The following is a 12,787-nucleotide window of genomic DNA, read 5'->3' as shown; positions in this document are numbered from 1 at the left end:
TCGTCTTCTCCCCGCTGGGTCCGAGCCCGACCCGCACCCATTCCGCTGACACGGCGCGTGCCGCTGCGCGCCGCCGTGCCCGCGCCCGCCTTCACAAGAGGTCCTTTTCATGTCAAGTGCTCCCGTATCGGCCGACGAGGCCGTCCCGGAAACTTCGAAGCCCAAGCGCCGCAAGCGGGTTCCGTTCGCCGCGCAGCTGCTCATCGGTCTCGTGCTCGGTCTCGCGCTCGGGTACGTCGCCCGCGAGTGGTCCGTCGCGTGGCTGGGCACCACGCTGGAGACGGTGGGGACGCTGTTCGTGCAGCTGCTGTTCCTGATCGTCCCGTTCCTGGTGTTCACGGCGATCGTCGCGTCGATCGCGAACCTGCGCAATCTCGCGAACGCGGGCCGGCTGGTCGCCAAGACCCTCGGCTGGTTCGCGGTCACGTCGCTGATCGCGGTGGTCATCGGCATCGCGATCGGCCTGGCGACGGACCCGGGTTCGGGGATCGAGCTGTCGGGTGCGGCGGCGGCGCCGGAGACGCAGGGGTCGTGGACGGACTTCCTGACCGGCATCGTCCCGACGAACATCGTGGACGCGTTCGTGAACGTGAACGTGCTCCAGATCGTGTTCGTGGCGATCATCGCGGGCGCGGCGGCCGCGAAGATCGGCGACAAGGCCGAGCCGTTCCTGAAGTTCAACGCCTCGGCGCTGGCGCTGATCCAGAAGGCCCTGTGGTGGGTGATCCGCTTGGCGCCCATCGGCACCGCGGCGCTCATCGGCAAGTCGGTGTACGCGTACGGGTGGGACCTGCTGGAGCCGCTGGCCGTGTTCAGCATCGACATCTACGCGGGTGCGCTGATCATCCTCCTCGTCGTCTACCCGGTGCTGCTGCGCGTGTTCGGGAAGGTCTCGCCGGTCCGGTTCTACCGCAAGGCGTGGCCGGCGATCCAGTTCGCGTTCGTGTCGCGCTCGTCGGTCGGGACGCTCCCGCTCGCGCAGAAGACCGTCACGGACCGGCTCGGCGTGGACCGCGACTACGCGTCGTTCGCGTCGCCGTTCGGTGCGACGACGAAGATGGACGGCTGCGCCGCGATCTACCCGGCGATCGCCGCGATCTTCGTGGCGCAGGTGTACAACGTGGACCTCGGTGTCCAGGACTACCTGCTGATCGCGTTCGTGTCGGTGATCGGCTCGGCGGCGACGGCGGGTCTGACGGGGGCGACGGTGATGCTGACGCTGACCCTGTCGACGCTGGGCCTGCCCCTGGAGGGCGTGGGTCTGCTGCTGGCGATCGACCCGATCATGGACATGATCCGCACGGCGACGAACGTGGCCGGGCAGATGGTGGTGCCGGTGATCGTGGCGAAGTCGGAGGACCTCCTGGACCGGGAGGTGTACGACGCGGCGCCGCAGCCGCTCGACGAGGACGCGGCCTTCGGCGGTTCGGACGAGCCGGCCCGCAAGGGGGAGCCGGCGCTGGCGCCCGCGTGATCTGAAGCTTTGTTCTCTCCTGAGTAGCGGGGGCCGGTCCATTCGGACCGGCCCCCGTTCCTATTGGCGCGCTTCGATGTACTGCTGGAGGCCGTCGACGACGCGGTGGAGGCCGAATTCGAAGTGGTCTTCGACGGGGTCGTCGGGGCGGATGTCGGCGGCGACGCGGGCGAGGTGGGGGAAGCGGCCGGTGTTGGCGGGGTCGGCGAGGAAGCGGAAGAAGTCGGCGGTGCTCTCGGCACTGCCGCCGATCTCGGGGCGGACGGCGCCGAGGGCGAAGCAGTCGACGGTGAGGACGGCGATGAGTCCGGTGGCGGGGGGCATGCCGACGGCGGTGAGGCGGCCGAGGATCTGGTCGACCCATCCGGCTTCGTGGGGTCCCATGGGGCGGTCGCCGGTGGCGACGGGGAGGGCCCAGGGGTGGGCTTGGAAGAGGTCGCGGACGGAGCGGCCCCAGCCGATGAGGACGTCCCTCCAGTGGTCGGCTTCGGGGACGGTGACGGGTCCGGCCATGAGGGAGTCGTACATGAGGATGACGAGTTCGTCCTTGCCGGGGACGTGCCGGTAGAGGGACATGACGCCGGAGCCGAGGCGGTCGGCGAGGTGCTTCATGGAGACCTTCTGGAGGCCTTCGGCGTCGGCGATGGCGACGGCTTCGGCGACGATCCGTTCGCGGGTGAGTCCGGACGGCCGGCCGCGGCCGGGCCGGGGCCGGTCCCCCCACAGCAGCCCGTATTCGCCTTGTCCTGATTCGCCCCGCCCCAACGGAAGCACCCCCCTCAGCTCCGGTTCCGCGCGTCGCAAGCCTAGGTGCCGTCCCGGTTCCCTGCGCACCCGCCAACCGTGCGTATGATGTACGCTTAATAGCGTATCTCATACGCATCGATCGGACCCCACCGCGATCGGAGAGACCAGTGACCCAGACCCTCGCCCAATCCGAACCCGAGCGCCCGCCCGCGCGCGAGAAGCCCAAGTGGTACCGCCGCCCCTGGATCGTCCCGCTCTTCGCGGTCGCCGGCCTGTTCGTCGCCGCCCGCCTGCCCTTCTACCTCACCTTCGACACCGGCGACTCGCTCGTCGAACTCCAGGACGCCTTCCCCGAGACCCACTACCTGATGCTCTCGGGGCACATCCTGTTCGGCTCGATCGCCCTCATCACCTGCTCCATGCAGGTCTGGACCTGGCTGCGCACCAAGCACCCCCGCGTCCACCGCATCTCCGGGCGCCTCTACGTCTTCGCCGGCGTCGTGCCCGCCGGCCTCTTCGCCCTCGTCGTCTCCGTCATCTCGGTCGTCGGCCCCGCCGGGAAGATCGGCAACGTCCTGCTCTCGCTCCTGTGGTTCGGGACGACCTTCGCCGGGTACCTCGCGGCCCGCCGCCACGACTACCAGGCCCACCGCCGCTGGATGATCCGCAGCTTCGCCCTGTGCTGGTCCATCGTCGTCAACCGGGTCTGGCTGGTCCTGCTCCTGGTCCTGCTCTTCCAGTTCGAGGACTCCTACTACGGCGGCGACACCGACGTGCTCGTCGAGGACGCCGCCGTCGCCTCGATCTGGCTCAGCTGGATCGTCAACCTCATGATCGCCCAGTGGTGGCTCGACCGCAGGCCCAAGCACCGGCGCCGCAAGCGGACTGCCACCAAAGTTGGAGCGGAGGCCTAGGAACTGCCACTTTTGGGGCGGCCGGGGCTCCACCCCCGGTCGCCCCGCCGCACCCCCGAAGTCCATGCCGCGGAAGGATTCGCGCGAGGCCCGCGCACGCGATGCTGAGAGGCATGGAAACCACCACCGCCACCGCGCCGGCGGACACCGCCGCGCCCGCCGCGGCGAAGCGGCTGCCGCTCCTCGACGTCCTCCGCGGCGTCGCCATCCTCGGCACACTCGGCACCAACGTCTGGCTCTTCACCGCCGCCCACGGCGAGGCCGGGCCCCTCCTCGGCTACGGCATCACCGAAGGCGGCCCCGTCGGCTCCGCGTTCCAGCTGCTCGCCAACGGCAAGTTCCTCTCCATGCTCACCGTCCTCTTCGGAGTCGGGCTCGCCATCCAGTACCGGTCCGCCGAGAAGCGCGGGCGGCGCTGGCCCGGCCGCTACCACTGGCGGGCCCTGTTCCTCTTCGCCGAAGGCACCATCCACTTCGTCCTGCTGTTCGCGTGGGACGTCCTCATGGGGTACGCCGTCACCGCGATCACCGTCGCCTGGCTCCTCAGGAGATCCGAACGCACCCAGCGCATCGCGATGTGGACCGCGCTCGGCCTGCACCTGGCGGTGGTCGGCCTCATCACCGCCGGCACCGCGGGCGGCGGCGTCGATCCGCGGCCGAGCGCCGAAGTCCAGGCGCTCTACGCCACCGGGTCCTGGTGGGAGCAGGTGCAGTTCCGCCTCGACAACGCGCTCGTCTTCCGCATCGAGCCGATCATCACGTTCCCGCTCCTGGTGTTCCTGTTCCTGCTGGGCGTCAAGCTGCTGCGCTCCGGCGCGTTCGGCGCCGACGAGCGGGGCCGGCGCATCCGGGCCCGGCTCATGGCCTGGGGCCTGGGGATCGGCCTGCCGCTCGACCTCGTCGCCGTCCTCGGCCCCGACGAGCTCATCTACGTGGAGCGGTACGTCATCGCACCGGTCGTCATGCTCGGCTACATCGGCCTGGTCGGATTCCTCGTCGAGCACGTCCGCCGCGGCCCCGTCATGACCGCACTGGAGTCCTTGGGCCGCACCGCACTCAGCGGGTACATCCTCCAGAACCTCCTCGCCTCGATCGTCTGCTACGGATGGGGTCTGGGCCTGGCCGCGCGATTCGGCGGCGAGGCCTGGTTCGCGCCGGTCCTGTGGCTCGGCATCAGCGCGTTCCTGCTCGTCGCCTCCCGGCTCTGGCTGCGCCGCTTCCAGAACGGCCCGGCCGAAGCGCTCCAGAAGGCCGTCCTCCGTTGACGCGTAGATAAAGAGGTGCGGGCCGGTTCGAGATCGGCCCGCACCACTGTCTGAACCAGTAGGTCAGTCTCGCCCGGTCGGTCAGACGGCGACCGCTTCGCGGTCGCGGGTCAAGCGTCGCCGGACCAAGGCGGCCAAGGGCCACAAGGCGATCAGCGCGATGATCCCGTACACGGTCCACGCGACCGGCCCGCCGACGAGGCCCGACAGTTCCCCGCCGGACAGTTGGAGCGACATGCGCGCCTGCCGCTCGGCCATCGGGCCGAGGATCACGCCGACGATCATCGGCAGCATCGGAATCCCGAAGCGCCGCATGCCGAACCCGATCAGGCCCAGCGCGAGCAGCACGTACAGCTCGAACGCCTGCCCGCTCGTCGCATAAGCGCCCATCGACGCGAAGAACAGGATCCCCGCGAACAGGTACGGCTTGGGGATGCGCAGCAGCTTCACCCAGATCGGGATCAGCGGCATGTTCAGCACCAGCAGCATCGCGTTGCCCACGAACAGCCCCGCGATGAGCGTCCACACCAGCGCCGACTCCTTCTCGAACAGGAGCGGGCCCGGCTGGATCCCGTACGTCTGGAACGCCGCCAGCATGACCGCCGCGGTCGCGTTGCACGGCAGGCCGAGCGCGAGCATCGGCACGAGCGTGCCCGCCGCCGACGCGTTGTTCGCCGCCTCCGGCCCCGCGACGCCCTCGATCGCGCCGTTCCCGAACTCGCCCTTGTGCTTCGAGAGCCGCCGCTCGGTCACGTACGACAGGAACGTCGGCACCTCCGCGCCCCCGGCCGGGACCGCCCCGAACGGGAAGCCCAGCGCCGAACCGCGCAGCCACGGCCCCCACGAGCGCCGCCAGTCGCTGCGGCCCATCCACACCCGGCCGACCGGGACGATCTCGTCCTTCCCGTTCTTGCGCCGCGCCGCCGTCCACAGCGCCTCGCCGACCGCGAACGCGCCCACCGCGACCACCACGATGTCGATCCCGTTCGCCAGCTCCGGCACCCCGTACGTGAGGCGCTGCTGACCGGTCACGGCGTCGATGCCGATCGTCCCGATCACCAAGCCCACCAACAGGGACGCGAACCCGCGGATGCGCGACGAGCCCAGCACCGACGCGGTCGCCACCAGCGCCAGCACCATGATCGCCAGGTACTCGGGCGCGCCGAGGCCGATCGCGAAGTCCACGGTGATCGGGGTGACGAACACGAGCGCGATCGTCGCGATCGTCCCGGCCACGAACGACCCGATCGCCGCGGTCGCGAGCGCCTGCCCGCCGCGCCCGTTCTTGGCCATCTTGAAGCCTTCGAGCACGGTGACGACCGACGAGGACTGGCCCGGCGTGTTCAGCAGGATCGCCGTCGTCGACCCGCCGTACATGCCGCCGTAGAAGATCCCGCCGAACATGATGAACGCCTGCGTCGGCTCCATCCCGTACGTGATCGGCAGCAGCAGCGCGATCGCCATCGCCGTGCCCAGGCCCGGCAGCATCCCCACGGCGGTGCCGATGGTGACGCCGATGAGCGCGATGAGCAGGTTCCCGGGGGTGAGGATCGCGGCGAAGCCGTCGAGGAGGGAGTTCAAGTTGTCCATGCCCGCCCCCTACAGGATTCCCTGGAGCACGCCGGCCGGCAGGCCGAGGCCCAGGCCGATCGCGAACCCGTAGAACGTGGCCAGCCCGAGCACGACCGCGGCCGCGAGCGTCAGGAAGTACCGGCGCGAACCGAGGACGATCGCCGCGCCCCAGAACAGGAGCGACCCGGAGATCACCCAGCCGAGCCAGTCGATGAGCAGCGCGTTCGCGACGAACACCGCGCACAGCAGCCCCACCGTGGTGAAGTCGAACTTCTCGCCCGCATTGGCGCCCTCGTCCTCGCCGTGCCCGCCGCGCAGGACGTTCAGCGCGTAGAACCCGGCCACGACGAACAGGAGGATCCCCAGGATGATCGGCACCGGCTTCGGGCCGATCGGGTCGTTCGAGGCGGAGAACCCGCCCAGGCGGGCGGCGTCCACGATGACCAGCACGCCGAGGACGGCGAGGAAGCCGCAGACGAACAGCTGCTGGAGGTCCCGCTTCGGCGGGGCGGTCTCGGTGTCAACGGTCTCCTCGACGGCGACGTCTTCGGTTGCCGCCGTGCCGTTCTGAGCCGCCTCGTTCTCAGCAGAGGTCATGCCAGGCCCAGCTCTTGCAGGGTCGCGGCGACGGTGGCGTCCTGGTCGGTGAGGAAGTCGCCGAAGTCGCTGCCGGTCATGAACGCGTCGGTCCAGCCCTGCTTCTCCAGCTCGTCCTGCCACGCGGCCGAGTCGTGCATCTCGGTGAGCGCGTCGGTCCACTTCTGGACGTCGGCGTCGTCGATCCCGGGCGGGGCCACCCAGCCGCGCCAGTTCGTGAACACCAGGTCGATCCCCGACTCGGTGAACGTCGGTGCGTCCGCGACCACGTCGACCCGCTCGGACCCGGAGGTCGCGAGGACCCGCAGCTGCCCGGCCTCGATCTGGTCGATGAACTCGCCGACCCCGCTGGCGCCGAAGGAGATCTTCTCGCCCAGCAGCGCGGGCAGGAGCTCCCCGCCGCCGTCGTACGAGACGTAGTTGACCTGGGTCGGGTCGATGCCGACGGCGTTCGCGAGCCGCATCGGCAGGAGGTGGTCGGGGCCGCCGGGGGAGGAGCCGCCGCCGACGGTGACGCCGTCGAGGTCGCCGGTCCAGGCCGCGACCAGGTCCTCGATCGTCTGGAACGGGGACGCGGTCGGCACGACGATCGCACCGGACTCCTCCACGAGCTTCGCGAGCGGCGTCGTGCCGGTCAGCTTCGCCTCGGAGTTCTGCGTGTAGGAGGCGCCGACGACGCCCAGGCCCATCTGCATGGCGAGGTCGCCGTTGCCCTCCTCGCTGACGATCCGCTGGAGGCCGACCGTCCCGCCGGCGCCTTCGAGGTTGAACACCTCGATCGCGCGGGCGATCTCCTCGTCCTCCATGATGCGGGCGATGGAGCGGGCGGTCGTGTCGTAGCCGCCGCCGGGGCTGTTGGGCACCATGATGCGCAGACCGGTGAGGGGTCCGTCGCCCGATCCGTTCTCGGCGGTCAGGCCGCACGCCGAGGCCGCCGCGAGCGCCGGGACGGCCGCCGCAGCGCTGAGGAAGGCCCTCCGGTGAAATTTCATCGTCGTTGCTCTTTCATTTCGAGGGAGTCGTGAGAGACGATGGTCACCCCGGCGCGGCCCCTGCGTCAGCCTTGTGTCCGTATCGATCATTGAGTTCATTGTGTTCAGGCCCTCACTTCGCCCGACCCTCGCCGGTCAGCTCCTCCTCTTCCAGCTCACGGTGATCCTCCTGGTGCTCACCGCCGTCGCCGGCCTCTCCCTCGCCCAGTCCGCGGCCGTGTTCGACGCCGAGCAGGGACGCCGGGTCACCCAGCTCGCCGAGTCCCTCGCCTCCACCGACCTGGTCCGCGGCCGCCTCCCCGAACCCGCCCCGGCCCAGACCCTCGCCCCGCAGATCCAGGCCGACCTCGAACGCTGGCAGGTCTCCTCCGTTACGGTCGCGAACGCCGAAGGCAAGGTCGTCGCCTCCACGAACCCGCTGCTCATCGGCACGTACCTGCCGCTCGGCGACGGCGTCCTGGACGGGCGCGGCTGGCGCGGCGAGATCGACCTCGGCGGCCGCACCGAACTCGTCGGCCAGGCCCCGGTCCTCAGCGAGGAGCGCCTCGGCATGCAGCTCGGCGTCGCCGTCGTCGGCCAGGAAGTGCCCTCGCTCGCGGAACTCCTCGTCGAGGCGACGCCGACGCTGCTGCTGTACCTCGGGGTCGCGAGCGTCCTCGGCGTCGCCGGGTCGTGGCTGCTGACCCGCCGCATCAAACGCCAGACGTTCGGCATGGAGCCCAGGGAGATCGCCGGCCTCGCCGAGCACCGCGAAGCAATGCTCTACGGGATCGCCGAGGGCGTGATCGCCGTCGACGTCCAGCACCGCGTCACCCTCGTCAACGACGTCGGCCGCCGCCTCCTCGACCTCCCCGACGGCGCGGTCGGCCGCACCCTCGACAACCTCGACCTGACCGGGCGCCTCCGCGACGTCCTCTCCGGCACCGTCACCGGCTCCGACCAAGTGGTCCTGCAAGGCAACCGGGTCCTCGTGGTGAACCGCATGCCCGTTGAGAAGGACGGCCGCCCGCTCGGCGCGGTCGCGACCCTCCGCGACCGGACCGAACTCGCCCAGCTGGAGCGCGACCTCGGCTCGTTCCGGTCGACCGCCGAGGCCCTGCGCGCGCAGGCCCACGAGTTCGACAACAAGCTCCACACGATCTCCGGGCTCATCCAGATCGGCGAGCAGGACGAGGTCGTCCGCTACATCGACGCCCTCAACCGGCACCGCCAGTCCCTCGACCTGTCCATCGGCGAACCCATCCGCGACAAGGCGATCGCCGCACTCCTCATGGCCAAGAGCGCGCAGGCGTCGGAACGCCAGGTGCGCCTGGAAGTGGTCGAAGGCAGCAAGCTGAGCCCGCTCTCTGCTGAAGACTCGGCGGACGTGGGCACCGTGCTCGGCAACCTGATGGACAACGCCGTAGAAGCAGCCGCAGGAAACCAAGGCCCGCTCCCCATAGCCGCAGAAGCCTGGGTGGCAGTCGAGATAGTCGAATCCCAAGAGGCGGTTCACATCACGGTGACCGATTCAGGTCCGGGCGTCCCGCCCGAGACCGCCGAGGAGGTCTTCGCGCACGGCTTCACCACGAAGGCCGCGGCCGGCGAGCACGGGATCGGACTGGCGCTCACCAGGCTCGTGTGCGAGCATCACGGCGGCGGCGTCCACGTCGCGAACACCGCCGACGGCGCCCGCTTCACCGCGACCCTGCCCCTCCTGACCCCCGCCCGCCCGCTGACTACGGCTGAGGAACCGACATGATCGATGTGCTGGTGGTCGACGACGACTTCCGCCTCGTCAACATCCACCGCGGCTTCGTCGAACGCACCCCCGGATTCCGGGCCGTCGCCTCGGCCCGCACCGGCGAGGAGACCCTCGCCGCCCTCGACGAGCACCGCCCCGACCTCGTCCTCCTCGACCTGTACCTCCCCGACGTCTTCGGCCTCGACCTGGTCCGCCGCATGCGCGCCGAAGGCCACGAAACCGACGTCATGGTCATCTCCGCAGCCCGCGAATCCGAAGCGGTCCGCGCCGCCGTCCGCCTCGGCGTCGTCTCCTACCTCCTCAAGCCCTTCAGCTTCGACGAGTTCCAGGAACGCCTGGAGCAGTACGCCAACCGCCGCGCCGGCCTCGCCATGGCCGTCCGCGACCAGGCCGACGTCGACCGCGCCTTCGAACGAACCGGCTCCACCGCCGCAATGCCGAAGGGCTTCAGCGCCGAAACCGCCACCCTGGTGGAAACCGCCCTCCGCGAAGCCGAAGGCTCCCTCTCCGCCGCCGAATGCGCCGAGAAGATAGGCGTCTCCCGAGTCAGCGCCCGCCGCTACCTCGAACAACTCACCGAACGCGGCCGCGCCGAAGTCGCCCTCAAATACGCCGGCCGAGGCCGCCCCGAACGCCGCTACCGCTGGCGCTAGGCCCCGAACACGGACTCCACCTTGTCGAGGTTCGCCGTCCACCACCGCAGCAGCCGCTCGTCCGAGAAGAAGATCCAATCGCTCGACCGGTCCCCCTGGTAGTAGTGGTACTTCAAGTGCCACACCGAAGTCAGCAACTTCCACCACCGCCGCCGCACAGCATCGACCAACGCCTCCGCCCCGATCGGCACAACCGACCGGTACCCGGCGACGATCGCGGCGACGCACTCCAGGTCAAGACTCCCGTCCGCCAGCGCGCACTGATAGGTAGCCGCCCGCACGACCTCTTCGCCGTACGGATTCACCCGCACCCGGTCCCAGTCAAGAACAGCGGCGATCCGGTCCCCCTGCCAGATCAGGTTCCAGTTCTGGCAGTCCCCATGAGTCCACCCGACCGGCCCAACCAACGCCCCTGAAGGCCGAAGGTGCGCACACGCGTCGATCAACCCGATCCGACTCCGCAACAGCGGCTCAGCCGCAAGATCGAACTCGTCAAGCTCCGAACGCCCGCCGATGATCCCGAGATAATCCGCGATCCGCTCATGAGCGGTGCCGACACTAGGAGGCGCCTCAGCTCGCGGCTCCCCCTCCGGCAACAACCCGGGCCGCCCCAGCGCGAGCCGCACCCGCCCGAGCACCTCCCCCATATGGAAAGACGTCTCGGGCGTCATCTCGGCCCCGCGCCGATGATCGCCCTCGATCCAGGGCGCCAGGTAGTAAGCACCCCCGCCGACCTCAACGACCGCCTCCCCGCCAACCGCGACCGCCTCGACCACCGGCACACCGTCAGCGGCGACCGAGGCCATGAGCGCGAGACTGCGCCGCGCCTCCTCAGCAGACGTGTTGGCAAGCTCCTTGAGCGCGAACACTCCCGCCTCGCTCTCAACCCGCCAGTTCCGGTTCAAGAACCCGTTCGGCAAGTACCCGCACGCGTACACCGGCCCCAGCCCATAGACATCGGCGATCGCATCGATCCCGGCAAGCGGCCCAGAAGAATCCACCGCGAAAGGCTACCGACACCCCCGCCGAACCGCACCAGCGTTTTCCGCCGGACAGCAGAAAAGCCCCGTTGCCGGGGCTTTCAGTGGAGTCTAGGGGAATCGAACCCCTAACCCCCGCCTTGCAAAGGCGGTGCTCTGCCAATTGAGCTAAGACCCCTGGTACGGCCGGTGGTGAGACCGGGCCGTTCGAGTATCCTCGCCGCGCATGCGGCAACAGCGAGGATACCCGGAGCGCAGTGAGTTGGCTAACGCGATTCGCTAGCGCACGTCCTCCGCGGAGGTGGTGGCCTCGTGCCACAGGGTGCGGTCGTCGTTGATCGACTTGACCTTCTTGGCGACCACGAACGCGACCGTCGCCACGCCGGCGACGATCAAGATCTTCTTCCACATGGACCCAGGCCCCCTATATCAGAGATTGCCGCGTACAGCAATGCCGCGGTCGGCATCGCGCGATGCGCCTCAGCATAGCGAACTGCGCCGCGGCGACCCGCCCGGCCGGTGCTCGTGGGGTCAGTATCGGATTCCGGGCGTGTCGGTCGCGGGGTCGAAGAAGGTCTTGGCGCCGGCGAGGGCCTGCTCGTCGCGCAGGACCTGCCCGGGGCGGGAGCCGTACCCCAGGAGCACGCCCTTCCACTCCATGCCCATGTACTCGGCGGAGAGGCGCAGGGTCCCGGCGAGGGGTTCGGAGACGTCGGGCTCCTCGTCGCCCTGGACGGTGACGCCCCACAGGCGGCGTCCGCCCATGCGGGCCTTGAAATCGAGGCCGGGGACGCGGAGCCATCCGGACCAGTAGTCGAGGTAGTTCTTGACCGAGCCGCTGACGGAGTACCAGTAGAGCGGGGAGGCGATGACGACGTCGGTGGCGGCGAGGGTGGCGTCCTGGATCGTGCGCTCGGCGCCTTCGGCGGGTGGGGTCTTGCCGTCGCCGAGGTGGCGGAGGTCGCGGAAGAGCGGCAGGTCGAGGTCGGAGAGGCGCAGCCACTGCTGGGCGGCCTCCGGTTCGAGGTGCTCGGCGGCGGCGCGGACGAGGGTCTCGGTGTTGCCGCCGGTGCGGGAGCTGCCGAGGATGAACAGGAACGAGCGGGGCGAGTCGGCCATGGCGGAGCGCTTTCGAGCAGGGGACACGGGTCTCCAGGTTCAAGGCCCGGGGCCGGCCCGGGTATTCCGGGCAAGAAAAAACCCGCCGGTGACCGGCGGGTGTTGGTGGGCGTACCAAGACTCGAACTTGGGACCTTCGAGTTATCAGCTCGACGCTCTAACCACCTGAGCTATACGCCCTTGCATCGGCCGCTCATCGGCGGCGCTGAGAAAGATTACCCCACGATTCTCCCGTGTGCGAGACAGGGGGCCTCCCTGGAGGGACGGGCATCACTGGGGCACAGCAGCGGAGCGCCCCGCGGCCATTTCGGCTGCGGGGCGCTCCGTCTCAGGTCTTGCTAGTCGCGCTCGGCGAGCGTGACCTCGACGCCGCCGACGAGGTCGGCGCACACGTTGTAGATGAACGACCCGAGGGTCGCCAGGGCGGTGAACAGGACCATGTTGACGACGCCGAGGAGGGCCGCGGCCCCGATGACGCCCTTCGCGGTGATCCTGAAGCCCTCGGTGGCGGCCGCGCCGGAGTCGGCGTTGGAGCCCATGAGCATCTGGAGCATGTCGTTGACGGTGTCGAACACGCCCATCGCGTCGAGCGCGATGTACAGGACGGTGGTCGCCACGACCATGACGATGAACAGCACGATCGACACGGCGAACGCGAACTTCATCACCGACCACGGGTCGATCCGCTTGAGCCGCAGGCGGGCCCGGCGCGGGCCCCGCGCCGCGGCCT

13 protein-coding genes and 2 tRNA genes are annotated in these 12,787 nt (G+C 69.7%); 5 read left to right on the top strand and 10 right to left on the bottom strand.

Features of this window, described 5'->3' with window-relative positions:
• Window positions 1-109 precede the first annotated feature (109 nt).
• A complete protein-coding gene (locus DI269_RS21715; protein ID WP_112139736.1) occupies window positions 110-1,474 on the top strand; it encodes a dicarboxylate/amino acid:cation symporter in 1,365 nt (454 codons plus the stop codon).
• Between the two features lie 60 nt (window positions 1,475-1,534).
• Here the strand turns inward: DI269_RS21715 and DI269_RS21710 are convergent, their stop codons facing one another.
• On the bottom strand, window positions 1,535-2,239 hold the full coding sequence (locus DI269_RS21710) for a TetR/AcrR family transcriptional regulator (RefSeq protein ID WP_198667620.1): 705 nt from the start codon (window positions 2,237-2,239) through the stop codon (window positions 1,535-1,537).
• A gap of 149 nt (window positions 2,240-2,388) precedes the next feature.
• Here DI269_RS21710 and DI269_RS21705 point away from each other — a divergent pair, with 149 nt between their 5' ends.
• Together DI269_RS21705 and DI269_RS21700 are read left to right on the top strand one after the other, a co-directional pair.
• The gene (locus DI269_RS21705; RefSeq protein ID WP_112139731.1) at window positions 2,389-3,135 is read left to right on the top strand and encodes a DUF2306 domain-containing protein; all 747 of its coding nucleotides are present in this window, start codon (window positions 2,389-2,391) and stop codon (window positions 3,133-3,135) included.
• Window positions 3,136-3,248: 113 nt separating this feature from the next.
• On the top strand, window positions 3,249-4,400 hold the full coding sequence (locus DI269_RS21700; RefSeq protein WP_112139728.1) for a DUF418 domain-containing protein: 1,152 nt from the start codon (window positions 3,249-3,251) through the stop codon (window positions 4,398-4,400).
• A gap of 81 nt (window positions 4,401-4,481) precedes the next feature.
• On the opposite strand, the gene DI269_RS21695 is transcribed toward DI269_RS21700, so the two are convergent.
• From DI269_RS21695 to DI269_RS21685, 3 genes are read right to left on the bottom strand one after another with little or no spacing between them, the layout of a single operon-like run.
• Complete coding sequence (locus tag DI269_RS21695) at window positions 4,482-5,990, bottom strand: tripartite tricarboxylate transporter permease (protein WP_112139726.1); 1,509 nt, start codon at window positions 5,988-5,990, stop codon at window positions 4,482-4,484.
• 9 nt (window positions 5,991-5,999) lie between these two features.
• On the bottom strand, window positions 6,000-6,569 hold the full coding sequence (locus DI269_RS21690; protein WP_112139724.1) for a tripartite tricarboxylate transporter TctB family protein: 570 nt from the start codon (window positions 6,567-6,569) through the stop codon (window positions 6,000-6,002).
• Window positions 6,566-7,561: a Bug family tripartite tricarboxylate transporter substrate binding protein gene (locus tag DI269_RS21685; protein WP_112139722.1), complete on the bottom strand. Its 996-nt coding sequence runs from the start codon at window positions 7,559-7,561 to the stop codon at window positions 6,566-6,568. Before DI269_RS21685 ends, DI269_RS21690 begins: the two co-directional genes overlap by 4 nt.
• Before the next feature lie 100 nt (window positions 7,562-7,661).
• On the opposite strand from DI269_RS21685, the gene DI269_RS21680 reads away from it, so the two are divergent.
• Together DI269_RS21680 and DI269_RS21675 are read left to right on the top strand one after the other, a co-directional pair.
• Complete coding sequence (locus DI269_RS21680) at window positions 7,662-9,302, top strand: sensor histidine kinase (protein WP_198667619.1); 1,641 nt, start codon at window positions 7,662-7,664, stop codon at window positions 9,300-9,302.
• Window positions 9,299-9,958, top strand: a complete 660-nt coding sequence (locus tag DI269_RS21675) for a response regulator (protein WP_112139718.1) — start codon at window positions 9,299-9,301, stop codon at window positions 9,956-9,958. Before DI269_RS21680 ends, DI269_RS21675 begins: the two co-directional genes overlap by 4 nt.
• On the opposite strand, the gene DI269_RS21670 is transcribed toward DI269_RS21675, so the two are convergent.
• The 6 genes from DI269_RS21670 to DI269_RS21650 all read right to left on the bottom strand — a co-directional run.
• Complete coding sequence (locus tag DI269_RS21670) at window positions 9,955-10,959, bottom strand: phosphotransferase (RefSeq protein WP_112139716.1); 1,005 nt, start codon at window positions 10,957-10,959, stop codon at window positions 9,955-9,957. The genes DI269_RS21675 and DI269_RS21670 overlap by 4 nt on opposite strands.
• Before the next feature lie 84 nt (window positions 10,960-11,043).
• Window positions 11,044-11,116: transfer RNA gene (locus DI269_RS21665), tRNA-Ala, on the bottom strand.
• 101 nt (window positions 11,117-11,217) lie between these two features.
• Window positions 11,218-11,349 (bottom strand): DLW-39 family protein, encoded by a 132-nt coding sequence (locus tag DI269_RS28430; RefSeq protein ID WP_218125197.1) that lies wholly within the window; start codon window positions 11,347-11,349, stop codon window positions 11,218-11,220.
• 120 nt (window positions 11,350-11,469) lie between these two features.
• A complete protein-coding gene (locus DI269_RS21660; protein WP_112139713.1) occupies window positions 11,470-12,057 on the bottom strand; it encodes a flavodoxin family protein in 588 nt (195 codons plus the stop codon).
• Window positions 12,058-12,160: 103 nt separating this feature from the next.
• Window positions 12,161-12,237 (bottom strand) — tRNA-Ile (locus DI269_RS21655).
• Window positions 12,238-12,395: 158 nt separating this feature from the next.
• Window positions 12,396-12,787 (bottom strand): DUF3566 domain-containing protein (locus tag DI269_RS21650; RefSeq protein WP_198667618.1); only part of this gene is annotated, 392 nt, incomplete at its 5' end.

The organism is Glycomyces dulcitolivorans, assembly GCF_003265355.1.
GTDB lineage: Bacteria > Actinomycetota > Actinomycetes > Mycobacteriales > Micromonosporaceae > Glycomyces > Glycomyces dulcitolivorans.
This window is presented reverse-complemented; position numbering and strand designations above follow the sequence as displayed.